Annotated in this window: 15 protein-coding genes; 6 read left to right on the forward strand and 9 right to left on the reverse strand. The window is 65.0% G+C overall.

Going from position 1 to position 19,003, the window contains the following annotated elements:
* Positions 1-202 precede the first annotated feature (202 nt).
* The 6 genes from ACYQ4W_RS09375 to ACYQ4W_RS09400 form a co-directional block, all read right to left on the reverse strand.
* The gene (locus ACYQ4W_RS09375) at positions 203-445 is read right to left on the reverse strand and encodes a YMGG-like glycine zipper-containing protein (RefSeq protein ID WP_459855657.1); all 243 of its coding nucleotides are present in this window, start codon (positions 443-445) and stop codon (positions 203-205) included.
* Positions 446-455: 10 nt separating this feature from the next.
* Complete coding sequence (locus ACYQ4W_RS09380; RefSeq protein ID WP_459855659.1) at positions 456-839, reverse strand: hypothetical protein; 384 nt, start codon at positions 837-839, stop codon at positions 456-458.
* Between the two features lie 178 nt (positions 840-1,017).
* Complete coding sequence (locus ACYQ4W_RS09385; protein ID WP_459855661.1) at positions 1,018-1,197, reverse strand: CsbD family protein; 180 nt, start codon at positions 1,195-1,197, stop codon at positions 1,018-1,020.
* A gap of 405 nt (positions 1,198-1,602) precedes the next feature.
* Positions 1,603-1,923 carry a BON domain-containing protein gene (locus tag ACYQ4W_RS09390; RefSeq protein ID WP_459855664.1) on the reverse strand — a complete coding sequence of 107 codons (321 nt, stop codon included), beginning with the start codon at positions 1,921-1,923 and terminating at the stop codon, positions 1,603-1,605.
* Positions 1,924-2,103: 180 nt separating this feature from the next.
* Positions 2,104-2,349, reverse strand: coding sequence for a GlsB/YeaQ/YmgE family stress response membrane protein (locus ACYQ4W_RS09395; RefSeq protein WP_459855667.1), 246 nt, complete (start codon positions 2,347-2,349; stop codon positions 2,104-2,106).
* Between the two features lie 113 nt (positions 2,350-2,462).
* Positions 2,463-2,975 carry a HEAT repeat domain-containing protein gene (locus ACYQ4W_RS09400; protein WP_459855670.1) on the reverse strand — a complete coding sequence of 171 codons (513 nt, stop codon included), beginning with the start codon at positions 2,973-2,975 and terminating at the stop codon, positions 2,463-2,465.
* A gap of 354 nt (positions 2,976-3,329) precedes the next feature.
* Here ACYQ4W_RS09400 and ACYQ4W_RS09405 point away from each other — a divergent pair, with 354 nt between their 5' ends.
* Both ACYQ4W_RS09405 and ACYQ4W_RS09410 read left to right on the forward strand, forming a co-directional pair.
* Complete coding sequence (locus tag ACYQ4W_RS09405) at positions 3,330-3,593, forward strand: hypothetical protein (protein ID WP_459855673.1); 264 nt, start codon at positions 3,330-3,332, stop codon at positions 3,591-3,593.
* A 130-nt stretch (positions 3,594-3,723) separates the two neighbouring features.
* Entirely contained in the window at positions 3,724-3,849 is a 126-nt protein-coding gene (locus ACYQ4W_RS09410) for a hypothetical protein (RefSeq protein WP_459855675.1), read from the forward strand.
* A 214-nt stretch (positions 3,850-4,063) separates the two neighbouring features.
* Here the strand turns inward: ACYQ4W_RS09410 and ACYQ4W_RS09415 are convergent, their stop codons facing one another.
* Positions 4,064-4,801 (reverse strand): Crp/Fnr family transcriptional regulator, encoded by a 738-nt coding sequence (locus ACYQ4W_RS09415; protein ID WP_459855677.1) that lies wholly within the window; start codon positions 4,799-4,801, stop codon positions 4,064-4,066.
* 285 nt (positions 4,802-5,086) lie between these two features.
* On the opposite strand from ACYQ4W_RS09415, the gene ACYQ4W_RS09420 reads away from it, so the two are divergent.
* The 4 genes from ACYQ4W_RS09420 (at position 5,087) to ACYQ4W_RS09435 (ending at position 8,070) form a co-directional block, all read left to right on the forward strand.
* Positions 5,087-5,347, forward strand: coding sequence for a hypothetical protein (locus tag ACYQ4W_RS09420; RefSeq protein ID WP_459855680.1), 261 nt, complete (start codon positions 5,087-5,089; stop codon positions 5,345-5,347).
* A gap of 129 nt (positions 5,348-5,476) precedes the next feature.
* Positions 5,477-6,301, forward strand: a complete 825-nt coding sequence (locus ACYQ4W_RS09425; protein ID WP_459855683.1) for a BON domain-containing protein — start codon at positions 5,477-5,479, stop codon at positions 6,299-6,301.
* Between the two features lie 163 nt (positions 6,302-6,464).
* Positions 6,465-6,902: a periplasmic heavy metal sensor gene (locus ACYQ4W_RS09430; RefSeq protein WP_459855685.1), complete on the forward strand. Its 438-nt coding sequence runs from the start codon at positions 6,465-6,467 to the stop codon at positions 6,900-6,902.
* A gap of 103 nt (positions 6,903-7,005) precedes the next feature.
* On the forward strand, positions 7,006-8,070 hold the full coding sequence (locus ACYQ4W_RS09435; RefSeq protein ID WP_459855688.1) for an OmpA family protein: 1,065 nt from the start codon (positions 7,006-7,008) through the stop codon (positions 8,068-8,070).
* Between the two features lie 259 nt (positions 8,071-8,329).
* Here the strand turns inward: ACYQ4W_RS09435 and ACYQ4W_RS09440 are convergent, their stop codons facing one another.
* Positions 8,330-9,037, reverse strand: coding sequence for a Crp/Fnr family transcriptional regulator (locus ACYQ4W_RS09440; protein WP_459855691.1), 708 nt, complete (start codon positions 9,035-9,037; stop codon positions 8,330-8,332).
* Between the two features lie 264 nt (positions 9,038-9,301).
* Complete coding sequence (locus ACYQ4W_RS09445; RefSeq protein WP_459855693.1) at positions 9,302-17,959, reverse strand: GH36-type glycosyl hydrolase domain-containing protein; 8,658 nt, start codon at positions 17,957-17,959, stop codon at positions 9,302-9,304.
* Between the last annotated feature and the right edge of the window lie 1,044 nt (positions 17,960-19,003).

Below are 19,003 nucleotides of genomic sequence, written 5' to 3' on the forward strand. Positions count from 1 at the left end.
CTGCTCCGATGGTCATGTGCTGTCTGCTTGGGGGGATCAAACCTCGCAGCAGGGCAGAGATTGCTCCATGCCCTGATCGCTCGGCATAACACGGAAGGTGGCGACTTCAGGGCGTTTGGCCTTGCAGTAATCCGAAACCGATCCGCAGCAGGCGCAGCGCGGCGGAAACCCCGCCCAACGCTGCGCCACCGTGACGATCGATCTATCTCTTGTGGTGCTGGCCTTCCTGCTGATTGCCATAGAGACCGCCGGCGACCGCGCCCAAGCCGCCGCCAAGCAAGGCGCCAAGACCAAGGCCGCCGCCAGTCAAGGCGGCGATCCCGAGGCCCGCGCCAGCGCCGATGGCGCCGCCGGACAAGGCTCCCTGCTGGGTCTTCGTCATCTGCGTGCAGGCGGAAAAGCTGAGACACATGACAAGCAACGCGGCGATGAATGCTGTTTTCATAAGATGCTCCTTAGTTCTTCCAGTTGGGCGCGATCATCTCGTGCCAGACCACGTCCAGCACATTCCGGCGCAGCTTTGTGGGGTTGTTCGCGTAATAGGCGTCGACCCGGCTCACCATCTCAGACCACTTCGAGTCCTTGAAAGCCGTGACCCAGCCTTTGACGAACCTGGACGGTTCTTCGGAGCGCTTGGTGCGCAGGTGGTATTCAAGGACGACGGCGTTGCTGACGCCGAGCAAAAACGCCCGCTTGTCGGAATCCGTCGAATGGGTCCACACCTTGCCGTCGATGTCCGGGTCGGAGTTCTCCATCGCCCCCTGAGCAAGGGCGGAGCCAGCGCTGAAGAGCAGCAGGCCCACAAGCGCAAACAGGACGAGGTAGTTATTCTTTTTCATTGTTTCCTCTTGCGTTACAGATTGTCTGGCCTAGGTGTCGTCTCCGCGCGGCGGGAAGAATCGCCGCGCGGGCCCCAAAGCGTTCAAGAAATTTCCTGGGTAAACGCATCGCCGCTCCCTGGGCGCGAAGCATGCGCAACAATGCCTGGAGAGCCGCACCCAACGGCCGGGAGGCGGGCTACTTGCCCGCGACCTTCTTTATCTCGCCCGCCTTCTGCTGGATCTTTCCGGCCATGTTCTCGGCCTTGCCCTTGATCTGCATCTCGTGGTTGTCGATGGCTTTGCCGACGACTTCCTTCACCTTGCCGGAAACCTCGTGCAGCTTGCCCGCGACCTTGTCCTTGGTGCTCGCTTTCATGCTTTCTCTCCTGCGTGGTTACTGGTGGTTCAACACGTGCCGGCCCCAGCTCGCCCGAAGGCTCACGCTGCGGCTGTCGCGTCGCGCATGCTTCTGCCGGTCAAGCCCTCTGGATTGTTTCCGCCGGAGAACCGCGTCCGGCGCGGCCAAGGTCGAGGCCTCGGACTGGACAGTGGTCGGCGCCCGGAGCAGAAACCGGAATCCTTGGCGCATTGCTGCGCAGGGCATGGCGCCATGACTCTTTATTTCCCGCCTCCCTCTCGCAGCAGGGGAGAGAGACGGGGTCGCCACGCCAGGGCTGCGTTGGAGGAGGGCAACAGCCCGACGTGGCGGGAGAATGCGACAACGTGGGCTCAAGACCGCCGCGCTGAACTCAGGCGGCGATCCGGGGACCCATGGACGTTCTTACTGCTGGCCCTTGACGACCATGTTGCTGCGCACGTCGCTCACGCCCTTGACCTTGCGCGTGATGGCGACGGCGGTATTGATCTGCGCGGGGGAGGTGACGAAGCCGGAGAGCTGCACAACCCCCTTGAAGGTCTCAACCTGGATGTCGTTGGAATTCAGGTTGGGCTCGCCGAGAAGGCCGGACTTGACCTTGGCCGTGATGGCGGAATCGTCGATGTATCCGCCGGTGCCTTCACTGGTGGAGGTCGCCGCGCAACCGAAGGCGAAGGCCAGCATGACGGTGAGGCACAGCATGGAGAGACGCTTGTAAATGGTCATTGTAAGCTCCTTAGGGGTTAAAGATAAAAGTGCGTGTTGTTGACGTGACAGAGATTTTGCAGAGCGGGCCGCAGCGCCAGTGGGGAAGGAAGACCGCCGCCTCTTTGGAACGCGCGCTCCAACGCTTTGCAAACCGGAAACAGCAGCGGACAGCGGCGGCGCGTTGGCTCCAGGCAGCGGCTAAACCCTTTTGATGAGCCGCAGAACGAAGATCAGCAGTATCGCCCCCACCGTGGCGATGAGTATCTCGCCAAGCATTCCGCTGCCGCCAAGGCTGACGCGGCCGAAGAAGTAGCCGCCGATCACCGCGCCCAAAACGCCCACGACGATGTCGCCCAGGACGCCGAAGCCGCCCCCCCTCACCAAAACCCCGGCAAGCCAGCCGGCGATGAGTCCGATCACGATAAAGAGAAGGAGTCCTTCCATGAAACGCTCCCGTTTGAATTTTCAAGCACGTTGAAGATGGACCGTGGAGATGCCGGGAGGAGCCGCTGGGGCGGGGCACCCCCCCTCGCCGCGGCTTGGCGCCAGGTCGCGCCTCACTGTGCGCTCAGTTGACGCAACAGCTCCTGAGCGGCCATGGGCGCGGTTTCCGGCAATGCGCCGGGCTCCAGCGCAGTCTGTAAAAGCGCCAGCGCGCCGTCACCCTTGCTTTCCTCCTGATTGGCGAACACATGGTGCGCGCCTTGGCGCAAGATCACGGACTCCGTTCCTTCGATGACCAGGGCCTTCAGAAGCGCGGGCCAAGCTTCTTTGCCGAACCCGTTCAAGGCCTCGGCGGCAAGCCAGATGACGTCTGAGTCGCTGTCTTCCAGCGCCGCCACCAAAGCCGGAATGGCCCTGGCTTGGCCCATGACGCCAAGGGCCTTGGCCGCTTCCCAGCGCACCTGCTTCAGCTTGGCGTTTTCCAAAGCTCGCGCCAGCGGCGTCACCGCCGCCGCGCCCAGGCTCACCAGCGCCTCCCGCGCACTCTGGCGCAGCATGCCGTCTTCGCTTTCCAAAGCCGTCATATGGGCTTCCAGCGCATTGCTGGCAGATGCTTGCTTGCTCATGTGTTTCCTCCAGGGAAGTGTAACGGCCGTGCAAATGCCCGGCTCAATGCGACGCGATCATCCGCGCAAGGGGCCACAGGCCCTTGGCTGTCGATCCGCCCGCGCCGATGCGCAGGCAAAGCCGGTCCCCCAAAAAGGGTGAGCCATGGTCTGGAGGATGGAGGAAAATGTGCAGCGCGTCGGTGCGCTGCCGCGCATAGGCGGGCATGACTTTCGGGGATGGCGGGGAGCGGACCGGGAAAAAACAGGGAGGAGTATGCGGGACAGCGCACCGACGCGACGCAGGATCCTTGTCATGGTCCACATACCGGGACTCCGCCATCTTGCGGGCCACGGGTGCATCCGGAGGCAGACATGAACACGCGCATTGAACAAACCGTCAAGAACATCCCCGTATGCCTCCCCCTTGGGTTTCGCCACGAAACTCCGGACGGCGCGGTGAACGACGCCGACACCGAGGAAGTGCGGTCTCCCAGTCCGACGACGAGGGAGACTGCCTTGGCAAGGATTCCAAAGGGGCCTTTCAAGATCCTCACAATACCGCAGGCCTGGTACGACTCGCTCCATGCGGGCCAAGGCGCGGCCAGCGCAAACGACGACACCGGCACGAACGAGTGATCCCCCTGCCCGGCGGCAGAGCGGGACAAGGCACCCTGCCGGCGCGGGCAGGATGCCGTGATGAAGGCGGGGGGGCTAAGGCGCGGCAAAGTCCACCGCCAGCATCGTTGAACACAGGAAGGCGCTCGGAATGGATCTCATCACGATCATGTTGGCGGGACTGCTGCTGATTGCCGCCGCCGCAGGCGCAAAGCCCGCACCAGCGGAAGCAGCGGATAAAGACGATGCCGACGAGGAGAACAAGGGGCAGAAGTAGTGCGGACGGGGCAGCACACGGTTGTTCCGTGCGCGCCGCCCGCCTCAAGAAACACAGGCCTGCGCGCGGCGCTGCCGCAAGGGCCGCCGGAGATTTGTCATACAGCCGGCCACGAAGTCGCCGGATCAAACCGGGCGCTCAACAGGACGAAGCCCGGACCAGGGCGCGGGCAAACGCCCACGCGCCTTCACTCACGCACAGGGGGCTGTCACATCTACCGCGACACGCGCCCCTTTGCCGAGTCGAGATATGGCAGCAGGCGGTCCGTCTCTTTTTTGACCACGGCGTAGCATTCGCAGCATAGCGCTTCGAGCTTGGGCCGGTCCAGCACGGAGATGTGCCCGCGGGTGTACTCGATGACGCCAAGCTTTTGCAGCTTGCCCGCGGCTTCGGTGACGCCCTCGCGCCGGACGCCGAGCATGTTGGCGATGAGCTCCTGGGTCATGCTCAGTTGGTTGTCCGACAGGCGGTCCAGCGAGAGCAACAGCCAGCGGCACAGCTGCTGGTCGATGGAGTGGTGGCGGTTGCACACCGCCGTCTGGGCCATCTGGGTGATGAGCGCCTGGGTGTAGCGCAGCATCAACAAAAGCAGCCCGGTGTGGCGGTTGCATTCGTCCTTGAAGGTCTGCCCAAGCAGCCGGTAGGCGTGGCCCGCGCTCTGCACTATGGCCCGGCTGGAGGTGCTTTCCCCGCCCATGAACAACGCAACGCCGATGACGCCCTCGTTGCCCACCACGGAAATCTCCGCAGAAGCCCCATTCTCCATGACATAGAGCATGGAAACAATGGAATTTGTGGGGAAGTAGACATGGCGCATGGTGTCGCCGGATTCGTACAGTACCATCCCCAGGGGCATCGGTACCAGCTCAAGCTTTGTCAGCAGGCGGTCAAACACTTCAGCGGGCAGGGCGGCCAGCAGATGGTTCTGCTTCGGGGTGGGGGACACATGCATCGCTACCATCCTTAGATTAGTGAGACCTCACAGTTGCTTGCAATATTGTCAGATATGCGGCCCAGTCTGTGCGTTAGCGCACACACTGGCAGGTGCATGCCCCGCCGTCAATACGCAGCACATACGGTTGCTCATGCGGCAAACCTCTGCCATCCGCTCGCGTAACAGTAAAATTACTTTCCGGCCTATGCGCGACAGCGCACCGACGCCTCCCGCCGCCTCTGCCATTGTGATCATACCAAGCCCTCGCAATGACGCGTGGCATGGCTGTATTCGGAGGTCATCATGAAAAAGCCCTTTGACAAGAAATCCACCAGCGGCCTCGCCAAAAAGCCCGAAAAGCCCCAGATCGCGACACCCGGCGCAGGAGCCGCCCCCGACGCCAGGCAGGACCGCGCGCCCCAGCACAAGGGCAAGGGCAAGAAAGCCGCCGTGGGCAACATGCCCGTGATCTCTGTCCGGCCGCGGCATACCGTCTGCGGCGAAACCGCAATGTGCATGGGCGCCTTCGGCGCGGACAGCATGCACGGCCTGGAGCACAACTAGCACAGCGAACATCGCCCGCTTGCCATGCGGCGCACAGCGCGGCAAGCGGGCACATCATCCTTTTCAGTCGGCCGATGGCCACAGGCGGACCGTGCGCCAGCGGCAACACTTTCGACATGGAGCGACAGCATGACTTCCTTTTCCAGAAAACTGATCCTCGCCACCGGTCTTGTCCTGGCGCTTGCCGTGCTCAGCAGCGTGGCCGCAGCTGATCCTGTTTCGCAGGATCTGGTCGATGCTCGGCAGGAACGTCAGATCTGGACAACGTATGCTTTGAGCCCATACCTGCGCGCCAGCAATCTCACCGTGCTTGTGCAAAGCGGCATGGTCAGGCTCACGGGCGCAGTGGCCGAGGATGCCGAAAAGGACCTTGCTGCGGAAATCGCCTTCGCGGTCACGGGCATTCAGGAAGTGAACAACCAGATCGTGGTGCAGCCCGGCTATGTGCCCATGGAAAAGAATGCTGGACGCAACTATGGCCAAATCGTCGACGACGCCGGCGTCACCACCGAGGTCAAGTCGAAGATCGCGTGGAGCAAGCAGACCCAGGGCCTGCACGCCATGGTCGACACCACCCTGGGCAAGGTGCGGCTGCGCGGCACTGCCGACAGCATGAGCGCCAAGAATCTCGCCGGGCATCTGGCCGAAACCACCCGCAACGTCACCGCCGTGGACAACCAGTTGACCATCACCGGCGTGCGGCCTTCCGCGCTGGAAAGCGACACAGGCGTGGCGGAGAACAGCGTCAACGACGTCTGGATCAGGGCCAAGGTGCAGTCCACCCTCCTATATTCCCTCAATGCCGCGGCGGCCAACGTTCTGGTCAGCGTCAGCCGGGGCGACGTGACCCTGACCGGCAAGGCCAAGAACGGCACCGAGCGCGCCTTGGCCATTGAGCTGGCGCGCAATGTGCGCGGCGTCAGGAGCGTCGACCCGCAGGGGTACACGTTTTAACACGACCGAAAAATCTCGTGAAACGACTGGTCCTCCGGGCGTGGCGCAAGCCAACCTCGCCAAAGGGCATCATTCTTTGCCGGTCAAAGCGCGGCTTCTTCTCCTTCTTGGCCTTGGGCGAAACCTGGCGCACCAGCCATAACAACAACGCACGGAGCACACGATGAAACGGAAAACTACCCTCTTGGCGGCTGCGGCCGCGGCGCTGTGCCTCATGGCCTCTTCGGCCTTGGCCCAGCAGGTGCGCGTGCCCGCCTCCAGCGCCATGCCCATGAACCAAATGGTGGAGAGCCACAGCGGCGGCATGAGTCTGCTGGGCGTCTCGCCGGAGAAGCGCGAGTCCATCCGCACCATTCAGGGCGATTACCGCGACAAGCTCTTCCGGCTGCATCAGGATATTTACGCCAAGAACGCGGCACTGAACGCGATCATGCTGCAGCCCCAGCCGGATCCCATCGCCGCCAAGGCCGTCTCCAGAGAAATCGCCACGCTGCGGATTGAGGAGATGGACCTCCTGATCGAGATGCACACCAGGATCGCCAGGGAAACGGGGGTGCGCATGCCGATGAACACCGGCGCGGACAGGATGATGATGAACTAGCCCGCGTCAACACGCGGATACTATTTGATGGCATTTTGCGGCCGCAAATCCTCTCTCGACGCGGCCAACGTCTGAACACACTGCAATTCTCAGGAGACAATTTATGAGCATGCGCAAACGCCTTCTTTCCTCCATGTTGCTGGCCTCCCTCGTGGTGCTGGCCATGAGCTTCCCGGCCCAGGCCGAAACCCTGCGCCCCAAGGTCGACAACTTCATTCTGCTCTTCGACCACTCCGGCTCCATGGTTCTGGACAGCCCCGACTGGAGCCAGTTCAAGCTTAAGATGGCCAAGGAGCTCGGCGCCAAGATGAACGCCGAGATTCCGGAGCTGGGTTACAAGAGCGGCGTGAACACCTTCGCCCCAACGGCCACGGAATTGGCCGCCACCCCCTTCCGCCGGTCCCTTGTGGCTCCCGCTATTGAGTCCATCGACACCAAGTACGACCCCTACGGCCGCATCACCCCCCTGGGTTTTGGCCTGGACAAGATCGACCCCGTGCTGTCCTCTCTTCAGGGCAGAACGGCGCTGATAATCTTCACCGACGGCAACTCGAACTACGGCAACGACCCCGTGGCCGAGGCCCAGGCGCTTTACAGCAAGTACCCCAACCTGTGCATCCATATCGTCAGCTATGCCGACAAGGCCCACGGCAAGGAAGTCGTTTCCCAGATACGTGCCCTGAAGGGTTGCAGTGTTGTGGGCGACCCCAAGGTCATGGCCAGTGATGCGGGCATGAAGCAGTTCGTGCGCGACGTGTTCTACACCGTCGTTCCCGACGAAGCCTCCGCTCCCCGCGCCATGGCTCCCGCCGCTGTTGTCGCCTCCGGTGCGTGCGAAACCATCACCTTCGGCAACCTGAACTTTGGTTTCGACAAGTTCCAGATCACCCAGGACATGATCCCCGCCCTTGAACAGGCCGTCACGCTGCTGAACGACTCCAGCTGCCAGGGCTTCACCGTCACGGGCAACACGGACAGCGTGGGCACCGTTGCCTACAACCAAAAGCTCTCCGAGCGCCGCGCCAATTCCGTGGCCAAGTGGATCAGCGCCAAGGGCTACAAGGGCCAGCTGAAGATCGTAGGCATGGGCAAGTCCAACCCCAAGTTCGACAACACCACCTCCGACGGCCGCCACCTGAACCGTCGCGTGGAGATCACCACCAACTAGCCTTCCCTCTCACCGCTGGCTGCGGAATGAAACGGTTCAGCAGCCGGCCACCCACCGTTTTGCATCTTGTACCGCCGTTGTTTCTTGTCTCCCTTCCTCCAGCCGCCCCCCGCTCGACGCACCGGCCAACGCCGGGATCGAACAGGGGGGCGGCCTCCATTTGCGGTACGCCGCAAAAAAGCCCCCGGCGTCTCACGCGAGCGCTAGGGGGCTGATGCGTCCGTACATGGGGCGCTGTGCTGCTACGCGGGGCCGTCGGCTAGGAGAATCCCTGGGCGTAATCCTGCAGCAGGGCCGTGTAGCATTTGCAGGCGGCCCGCTCCAGGCCTTGGCGGTCGAGTATGCTTATCTCGCCGCGGCTGTAGCGGATGCACCCCAGCTGCTGCAATGCGCCCGCGGCGATGGTGACGCCGCTGCGGCGCACGCCGAGCATGTCGGCCAGATAGGCATGGGTGAGGTGGAAATGATCGGCGTGCGCCCTGTCGTGCGTCATCAAAAGCCAGCACGCAAGCCGCGGCTCAATCTCGTGAAAATGCGTGCAAGCGGCGGTTTGCGCCAGCTGCGCCAGCAAAACGAAGAGATAGCGGTTGAGCGTGTGCCGCAGGAACGGGCAACGGCTCAGCTCCCGCCGGAGCTGCGAGGCTGTCATTCTGAGCGCCGTGCCCGCGCCCTGCACCACCGCGCGCATGGGCGCGCCGTTGACGCCAAGGGCCAAGGTCGCGCCGAGCATGCCCTCATTGCCCACAAGGCCCATCTCCAGCGCCGGGTGCCCCTCAAGCGCGGTAACGCGCGACACAAAACCGGTGAGTGGGAAATACACATGCAAAAAGGGCTGGTCGGATTCGCACAAGATGGTGCCGAAGACCAGGTCGACCTCCTCGCAGCACTCGCGAATCCTGCCCAACTCATCAACCGGCAGACCGGCAAGCAGAAGATTGACGACTGGCGCAAGCGGTGATTCCGGCATTTCAATGTCGTCCTAGAGCACAAAGGAGGCCAAGGTTTGGCGCGGAAGAGGTGCCTATCTGTCCCGATACGGCAGCCGTAGGCTTTGCCCGGACGCTTGTCTGTTCGCCACGACACGCAGTACCGAACCTGGTCCGGGCATGCCCCAAGGCGCGGCGGCTGAAGCGGTCCGTGAGGCCTCTCCCGGCAGCAGGCAGAGCTGCCCGGCGCAATGCGAATCAGCCCGGCCCCCGGCAGCCGCCCCAAGCCCCCCGGCGGGAAGGCTTCAGCCTCCAAGGGGCGCATGAACCTCAGCCCAGTGCTCCTTGTGGTCGTCCCGCAGGGGAATGCGGCCGTCCGCTTGCCGCGCGCCGTCCAGGCTCACGCACAGGGCGCTCCCTGCCGCGGTTTGCGCCACCTTGATGTGGTAAACCGTTTCCCGGTGGCGGTAGTGCATGGTGAACTCCTTCCACGCGGCGGGCAGGCACGGCGCAAAGCGCAGATGGTCCACCTCCAGCCGCAGGCCCAAAAGCGACTCCACCATAAGCCGGTACATCCACGCGGCCGAGCCCGTGTACCAGGTCCAGCCGCCGCGCCCGGTATGCGGGGCCACGGCGTACACATCCGCCGCCGCCACGTAGGGCTCCACCTTGTACACGGCGGTTTCCTCCGCCGTGCGCGCGTGGTTCACGGGGTTGATGAGGTCAAAGAGCTCCCAGGCGCGACGGGCGTCACCCTGGCTGGCAAAGGCCATGGCCGCCCACACGGCGGCGTGGGTGTACTGTCCGCCGTTCTCGCGCACGCCCGGGGCGTAGCCCTTGATGTAGCCGGGGTTCAGAGCCGAGGTGTCGAAGGGCGGGTCGAGAAGCTGCACCAGCCGGGCCTCGCGGTTCACCAGACGCCGGTCCAGGGCGTTCATGGCCTGCAGCGAGCGCGTGGGGTCGCCCGCGCCGGAGAGCACGGACCAGCTCTGGGAGATGGAGTCAATTTGACACTCCGCGTTGGCGGCGGAGCCCAGCGGCGTGCCGTCATCGAAGTAGGCCCGGCGGTACCACTCTCCGTCCCAACCGTTGCGCTCAATGTTCTGCCGAAGCTCCGCCGCCTCGGCGTCGCAGCGCACGGCAAAGGCCGCGTCGTCGTGGGCGCGGGCCACCTGGGCGAACTCCGTCAGCACGTCATAGAGGAAGAAGCCCAGCCACACGCTCTCGCCCCGGCCCTCCCGTCCCACCAGGTCCATGCCGTCGTTCCAGTCGCCCGTGCCCATGAGCGGCAGGCCGCGCTCCCCGAAGCGCAGCCCGTGGCCGATGGCCCGCACGCAGTGCGCGTACAGGCTGGCCGTCTCATCCGAGCGGCCCGGGAGGTCGTAATACGAGTCCTCGTCCTCCTTCACCGCGCGACCGGCCAGGAAGGGCACAAGTTCCTCCAAAACGCCGGTGTCGCCGGTGGTGCGCACGTAGCGGCACACGGCAAGCGCCAGCCACAGGTAATCGTCCGAGCAGCGGGTGCGCACGCCGCGGCTCAGGGGCGGGTGCCACCAGTGCTGCGCGTCGCCTTCTTCAAACTGGTGCGCCGCGCACAGGAGCAGGTGCTCGCGCACCAGGCCGGGGCGCGCGTGGACGAGCGCCATCACGTCCTGCAGCTGGTCGCGGAAGCCGAAGGCCCCGCCGGACTGATACGTGGCGCAGCGTGCCCACAGGCGGCAGGCCACGGTCTGATACAGCAGCCAGCCGTTGGCCAGCACGTTGAAGGCCGGATCGGGCGTCTCCACGTTCACCGCGCCCAGGGTGTGCGTCCAGTGCTGCCAGACCTTGTCGAGCGCCAAACGCGCGGAGGCCACGCCCCGGAAGCGCTTCACCAGCGCCTTGGCGTCCTCGGCATTGCGCCCCACGCCGAGGCGGAACACCATCTCGCGCTCCTCGCCGGGCTCAAGGTTGAAGCTCATCTGAATGGCGGCGCAGGGATCCAGCCCAGCGCCCACATGGCCGGAAAGACGCGTGCGCGTCAGCGCGGCTGGTGCGGCCAGGCTTCCGTTGCGGCCCAGGAATTCCGTCCGGTCGCCGCAGACCGTGCGCGCCGGGTCGTCCACGTCGAAGAAAGCCGTGCGTTCGCCGAATTCCGTGTTGTAGGCGTTGCGCGCAAAGAGCGCCCCGCTGGACGGCGAGACCTCCGTCACGACGTGCATGGCAGTTTTGGATCGCAAATCGCCCAGCACCCATTCCACATAGCCGGTGGCGGAGAGCCTGCGCGAGCGTTCCGATTCATTGCGCACCTTAAGCACCACAAATTTTATGGGGGCATCAAGGGCCACGTAGACCCAGAGCTCGGAGGCGATGCCGCGCTCCGTGTGTTCGAACACGCTGTAGCCGAAGCCATGCCGGGTGACATACGGCGCGGACCCGCGGCAGGGCAGGGGCGTGGGCGACCAGAAGTGCCCGCGCTCCTCGTCGCGGATGTAGAAGGCCTCCCCGCGCGAATCGCCCACAGGATCGTTGCCCCAGGGAGTGAGGCGGAACTCGTGGGCGTTCTCGCTCCAGGTGCAGGCCAGGCCGCTTTCGGAGACCACAGTGCCGAAGGTCGGATTGGCCAGCACGTTGACCCAGGGCGTGGGCGTCAGCTGAGCTCTCGCCGTGGTGATGACATATTCGCGGCCGTCCGGGGTGAAGCCGCCCAGACCGTTGGAGAAGCTGAGGTCCGGGCGCGGCAGCGGCGCCTCGGCCTGGGGTTCGGCCCGCAGGGCGCGCGTGGGCTTGAGCTGTGCGGGCAGCGCACTCCCAAGGGTGCGCCCGCCAAGCTGTTCGGCCAGGGTTCCCCAGCTGTCGGCCAAAATGACGCGGGCCACGCTCTGGAACAGAAGGCGGTCCTCCTCAGCGATGCGGTCGGCGGGGCGGACAAAGATGCCGCCGGGCCGGTCGGTCAGGCTGGCCTCGGTGCCCGCGCCGATGAGCCCCATGATCTGGTCGTGCAGCACCTGCCGGTAGCCAGCGTCGTCCTCGTTCCAGATGACCAGATCCACGGCCAGGCCCTTGAGCCGCCAGTAAGCGTGGGCCTGCACCAGCTGGCGCGCCAGCTCGATGTTGGCGCCGTCTTCGATCTTGAGCAGCACCATGGGCAGGTCGCCGGAGATGGAATAGCCCCAGAGCCCGGACTGGCCCCGGCGGTTCTTGCCGAGCACGCCCGGCTCGGCCCGCAGCGCCGCCCCGGCGTAAAGGATGGCCCCGGCCAGGCGGCCATAGAGCTGGGCCTCGGCCTCGGAGGTGTTGAGCTGGCGCAGCAGCACCTGGTTGTGCGTCCAGGCCAGGTCAAAGACGCGGTCGGCCAATCTGCGGTCCTGATACTTGTCCACCAGCAGCATGGCGGCTTCGCGGTCTTCGGCCATGCCAGTGACCATGTCCACCGTCACCGATTCGCCCGGATCAAGGGAGATGCGTTGGCGTATGGACGCGATGGGATCGAGGACAGAGCCCTGCGTGCCGGAAAGAGAAACGGCGTAGTCCGCGGCACCGGCGCGCAGCGCCAAGGGATTGGCGACCGTGTTGCCCCGGCCGAGAAAGCGCATGCGGTCCGTTTCAAAGGAGGCATCCGTCTGCTTTTCGCCGCGCGCCACCATGAGGTGCAGCAGGTACGGCGCGGCCTCGTCCTCGGAGCGGGGGCGGCGGGTGCACAAAATGGCCCGCTGCGGGGCAAGCACCTCGGTCTGCACAAAGAGATTGCTGAAGGCCGGGTGGAGCGCATCGGCCGCCTGCGGGGCAAGGGCCACCTCGGCGTAGCTGGTGACGTCTACGGCCCGGCGCGTGCGCGCCCGGTTGGTGATGCGCAGCCGCCGCAGCTCGATGTCGTCCTCGGGCGAGACGGCGATCTCCAGACGGGTGTCGTAGTCGTTGTCGCGGCGGTGGAACTCGACGCGGTCCTCCGAGAAGATGGCCTCATAGTGCTTGGGCGGCTTCAGCGTGGGCTGGTGCGCCGTGGACCAGAACTCCCTGGTGGCCACGTCGCGCAGGTAGCAGAACGAGCCCCAGTTGTCGCAGGTGGCGTCCTCGCGCCAGCGCGTCACGGAGAGGTCCTTCCAACGGCTGTAGCCGCCGCCCGCGTTGGTCACCATGACATGGTACCTGCCGTTGGAGAGCAGCTGCACCTCCGGGTTCGGCGTATCCGGGCTGGTGTAGACGCGGGTGGGCGTTTCCGGAAGGCTTGAGGTTAATTGGCTTTCCGAAAGCTCGGTGGTGTGCGCGAAGGAGGCCCCGTTCTGGGGGATGCGCTCCTGCAGCAGCGGCAGCGTGGCCTGGAACTGGGGGTCGGCCTTGAAGCGCCGCTGCATGGGGCGGCCCAAGAGCTGGCTGGCCAGGGAGAGCAGGCCCATGCCCTGGTGGTGGACCATGAACGAGCGCACCACGGCGCTGGTCTGCCCGCGTGGCAGGCGCGACGGGGTAAAGTCGATGGCCTCGTAGAACCCGAAACGCGCCTCATAGCCGTCCGCGGCCAGGCGCATCAGGTTCCGGCAGGCCTCAAGCGGGGCCACCATGAGGGCCATGACCGTGGCATAGGGCGCGATGACCAGGTCCTCGGCCAAGCCGCGCTTGAGCCCCAGGCCCGGAACGCCAAAGGCCCGGTACTGGTAGTTGCGGTTCATGTCGATGGCGTTGTAGCCGCACTCTGAGATGCCCCAGGGCACGCCCTGCTTCTTGCCGTAGTCCATCTGCCGGGCCACCGCCGCCGCGCAGGTCTGGTCGAGCAGCGTGTGTTCGTAGCTCGGCATCACCAGCATGGGCATAAGGTACTCGAACATGGAGCCGCTCCACGAGAGGAGAATGGGCTCTCCTCCGGCCGTGGTGAGCAGGCGGCCCAGGGCGAACCAGCTCTCCTGCGGCAGCTGCCCCTGGGCGATGGCCACAAAGGTTGCCAGCCGCGACTCCGAGGCCAGCAGATCATAGCAGCTCAAGTCCCGGCGCCGCTCGTCCACATTGTAGCCGATGGCGAGCAGACGCCGCTTCTCGTCGTACAGGAAGTCATAGTCCATGCGGGCCAGCTGGCCGCACTGCGCGGCGAGCGTCTCCAGGGCCGCCAATCTGGCCTGCGCGCGCGCCTGGGCCGCGGCCAGCAGGACCGCAAGGGCGGGTCCGGCGTCAAAAGGCGTGCTGGGAGCAAGCCCCTGGACCTGGGCCGCCAGACGCTCCGGCTCCAGCGCCGCAAGCCCGCGCAAGGTCGGCATGGCTTCCAGGGCCGGAATGTTCACCAGAGCCCCAAGCCCGGCTTCGGGCGCGGCCCACGGCGTAAACAGATCCAGTTCGGCCAGGGCGTCCCGGCACTGCTCGGCCAGGGCGCGCACCCACCAGCCCAGCTCATTGTCCGGTGCGGCGTTCCGCGCGGCCAAAGCCCCATCCAGGGTTTCGATGGCCGAACCCAGCCGCGAGAGGCGCAGCCGCATGGCGCCAAGGGTGCCGGACGGACCGCCTGGCAGTTCGGCGGCGGCGAGGTCGTGGCGCAGTCCGGCCAGCAAGGCCGGAACATCCGTGCCCAAATCCGCAGCCGGCATTATTACGGCGGCGTCCTGGGCCAGCCCGAGGGTGTCGCCCAGGCTTTCAAAGAGCCGCGCTGATAGGATGGGCTCGCCGGCCAGGGCCAAAAGCCCGGAGCGCAGGGTTAGCAGGTGCCCGGCCAGATTGCCGGAGTCCACTGCGGAAATATACTGCGGCGGCAAAGGCTTGAGCGAGAGCGTGTCGTACCAGTTGAAGAAATGCCCACGGTGCCGCTCCAGCGCGGTCATGGTCTCCAGGGTTTTGGTGGTGCGCTCCAGCATCTTCCCGCAGGAGATGATCCCGAAGTCGTAGGCCGTGAGGTTGGCCAAAAGCGCAAGGCCCATGTTCGTGGGCGAGGTGCGGTGGGCCACCACGGCCACGGGATGCTCCTGATAGTTGTCCGGCGGCAGCCAGTGGTCCTCCAGACCAACGAAAGTCTCGAAAAAGGCCCAGGTCTTGCGCGCAATCTTGCGCAGGAACAGAGTTTGGGCCTCCGTGAGGCGCTCGCGGTGGCGGGCCAGGGGCAGGCTGAGCCACCAGGCCATGGCCGGAGAGATGAGCCAGAGCCCGAGTATGGGCATAGCGACAAGCAGCGCCATAGGCCGGAACGCGGCCAGGCCGAGCCCCATGGCGGCCGCGAGGAAGGGACCGAACCACATGGCCCGATAGGAGCCGGCGAGATCCGTGCTGTCCTTTGCGTCCGCTTCCGCGGAGGGGTTCCACTCAAGCAGCCCCCGGCGCGTGGCCAGCATGCGCCAAGCCGTGCGCGCCAGGGCGTCCAGACTGAAATAGGCCTCGTGCGGCAGGCACACCAGGGCGAAGGCGGCCTGGGCGAAGTGCCGGGGCAACAGGCGCGCCGTGGCGGCCAGGTGCTGCCCCAGGGTGAGGGCATCCGGCTTCTGCAGCGCGTTCAATGCCGCGGAGACGATGGCCGGCAGCAAAATGATGCCGCACACGGCGAGGGTCCAGAACCAGGCCGAGGCCAGCGCGGTCCAGCCGGTCAGCAGGAGCAGCGTCAGCGCCGCGGCTGTGAGGCTGCGCCGCAGGTTGTCCATGATCTTCCAGCGGGAAAGCAGCGAAAGCGGATTCGGATGCTGGCGGTCGTCCGGACCGGGCACGCCCGGCAGAAGCCAGCGGGCGATCTGCCAGTCGCCGCGGATCCAGCGGTGCCTGCGGCTCACGTCCGCGCTGTAGCGCGCGGGATATTCCTCATAGAGCTGCACGTCGCTTAGCAGTCCGCAGCGGGCGTAGCAGCCCTCAAGCAGGTCATGGCTCAGTATGCGGTTATCGGGAAAGCGGCCGCCCAGGGTGCGCTCAAAGGCGTCCACGTCGTAGATGCCCTTGCCGATGAACGAGCCCTCTCCGAACAGGTCCTGGTACACATCGGAAACCGCGCGGGTGTATGGGTCGATGCCTATCTCGCTGGCGCACATGCGCGCATAGCGCGAGCGGTTGGTGCCGGAAAGGCTGGCCGCGATGCGCGGCTGCAGGATGCCGTAGCCGCCCGTGACGCGTTGAGTCTGCGCGTCGAAGCGCGGGTGGTTCAGCGGGTGGGCCATGGCCCCCACGAACTGCCGGGCCGTGTCGCGCGGGAGCAGCGTATCCGTGTCCAGGGTGATGACGTATTTCACATCAGCCAGGGTGGCCCTGTCGGCCACAACCAGCGAGAAGGCCTCGGCGCCGCCGCCGCGCAAAAGCGCATTCAGGTCCGAGAGTTTGCCGCGCTTGCGCTCGTGCCCCATCCACACCGCGTCCTGCGGGTTGAAGCGGCGCGGACGGTGGAAGAGGTAGAAGCTGTCGCCCTTCCCGCTATGATATTTCGCGTTGAGACCTTCGATACGCTCCCTGGCCTGGCGCAGCAGCGGTTCGTCTTCGGGAAGGGTCTGGGTCGGGGCATCGCAAAAATCCGTCAGCAGCCCAAAATGCAGAAACTCGTCGCGGTTGGCCAGAAAACGCACCTCCAGCGCCTTGATCAGTTCCTCAACGCCCCGTGGGCTGGTGAGCATGGTGGGCACGACCACCATGGTGCGAAACTGCTTCTGGATGCCTTTGGAGAAGTCCATGCGCGGCAGCGCTTGCGGCGTCACCAGCAGGGTGGTCAGCCAGTTCGCCAGGGCCACGGCCAGCTGGCTGGCGCAAAACAGGGCGAGGCAGCCGACCATTTCCAGTTGCCAGCCGTGCAGGCCGTCGCTCCAGGCCTTGCCCGTCAGGCTGCCGGCGAAAAGCAGCGTCATGAGCAAGATCCCGCCGCAATACAGCAAAAACGGATGCCTGCGGCCAATGGCCCGCAAGGAATCGGCAACGCCGCTGCGCATCTGAACCGCGCGCTGAAGCGGCAGCAGCCCTTCGTCGATGAGCGAGAAGCCCACATGGGCGGTGCGGTCCCCGGGCCCCAAACGCGCCGCCGCCGCCTGCGCAAGGCCTATGGCCATGCGCGCCACCTCGCCCTCGGAAAGCGGGCTGGCCTTGGCCGTGCGCTCCACCACATGGCGGTAGTGGTCGCGGGTGGCGAAATCCATTGCGGCGTAGACGCCCGCCGGGTCCTCGGCCAGGGTGCGCTCCACAACGCTCATGTCCTCCACGAACCCGCGCCAGTCCATGGCGCCAAGGGCCCGCAGGCTGCCGATGCTGTTGCTTATGGACACTTGGTCCGCGGCCTGCTGCTGGTTCTCCGAGCGGACAAGCTCCTCGCTGGTCAGGCCGGATTCAGAAAGCCGCTGTTCGATCCAGGTGAGCGGCAGGGCCAGGGCCGGGCCTTGCCCGTGCAGGCGGCGAGTCAACTCGGCCACGAAGGAACTCACCATGGGCGGATTGGAACGGGCCATGTCGGCAATAGCCAGAATCAGGCTCTGCGGCTCCTTCGCCGCCACGGTCGTCATCTTGTCGGCCCAGGCCTCTGCGCGGTTGCGGTCGAGGCGGTGCCCCGCAATGCGCGCGGCCATGCGCCGCAGGTTCTCAATGAGCGTGAGCCGCAGCATGATGGGGATGGCCCAGAGTTCGCCGAGCTTGAGCGCTGTCACGGATTGGTAGGCGGCCACGAAACGCCGCAGATTTTCCGGGTCCACCCGGCCATCGCCGTGGGCAATGGTCTCCAGCGCAAGGTCGTACACGCGCGGCAACCCGGCGGAAGCCCCACGGGCCAGGCGCGGCAGCTCACGGCTGTAGCCCTTGGGCAAGTGGTGGCCGGCGGTGCGGATCTGCTCTTCGATGACGTAGAAGTTGTCCAGCAGCCATTCCCCGGCCGGGGTGATCCTGCGGTCCGCCTTGACGTCCAGGGTCAGCAGCTTGTGGACCTCAAGCAGAAGCGTCTCGTTCTCGGCCAAGCGCGCAAGCAGACGGTCGCGGGCGCGCCCGGAGCGCACCTGATGCGCCCCGGCCAACACCTTGCCGTGCTGCTCCATCTGGTCGGCGCTAAAAAGGTCGGAACGCAAGGGGAGCTCGTCATGGCCAAGCTTCAGCGCCGCGCCACCAAACAGAGCACACGGGCCCGGCAATATCCCGCAGATGCTTATATTTTTCATTGTTTGTTTCTCCTGCCCCCCTGCAGGAAGCCTGGACGGCTCGCCGGAGGAATTGAAATTGCCGGTGGCCGCCGCCTACTGCGATTTCACAGGGCTGCGCAGTCGAAGCTTATGGCAACCTGGCAAAGGTGAGGTGAGAGGTGGGTCCGGACGTGGAGGATATCCGTGTCGGCCGGGGCGGCGTGGCTCGCGAACGCGCCCCAGGGGACGAGAGTGTCCGAGAGAGACCAAATCATAGCACGACGGGCGGCGCTTGGCGAGGAAAGCGCGAAAAAATTCCTTTCTGTGTTTGGCCGTCCGGGCCTTCTCGCATCAAAAAGCTGGTAGCACAGCTTGCCGTCTGTGCCTCCCCGCTGACGGTCGGCACGGCGGGCAGCCCCCACGTCCACATCCGGGCTTCGAGGCGGATCAGACCCACGCTTGGCAGCGTGCGGCAGGCCTTCTGCCTACGGACGGCACTGCGGTGCTGCCAGAAAACCTATTCGCCAGAAGCCACAGAGAGAGCATCCAGTTGTTTCTTTGCTCTGAATTGTTTAATGATTTTTCAATTTTGCACAGGGACCAAGAGTGACGTCTTGCAGAGCCTGAGCCCTGTGCCAGGTCGACTTGGAAGAAAAGCCCAGAACCGTTGGTGTTGGGTGTTGGAATTCTTCCCTTGACCGGGTGCAGGGGGCAGCGCCCCCTAAAACACGACCCTGCCGTTCGCGAGGTCATGTCCCCTTGCCCGGGTTCGTTTGCACTACAAATCCGCACTACAAAAGTCCCGGAAAGGTCGTTTTTTTGTAGTGCAGGCATAATTTTCCACAATGATTTCAGCGTATACGTGGCACACTACTTGAATGGCATTCAAGAGGCCGTGGGTTCAATTCCCTCCAGCTCCACCACTTCGATAGATCAGGGCTTGCGATGCGAATCGCAGGCCCTTTTTCGTTTTGGCGCGGCAGCCTCGCACTG

The sequence above is a fragment of the Humidesulfovibrio idahonensis genome (genome assembly GCF_054657715.1).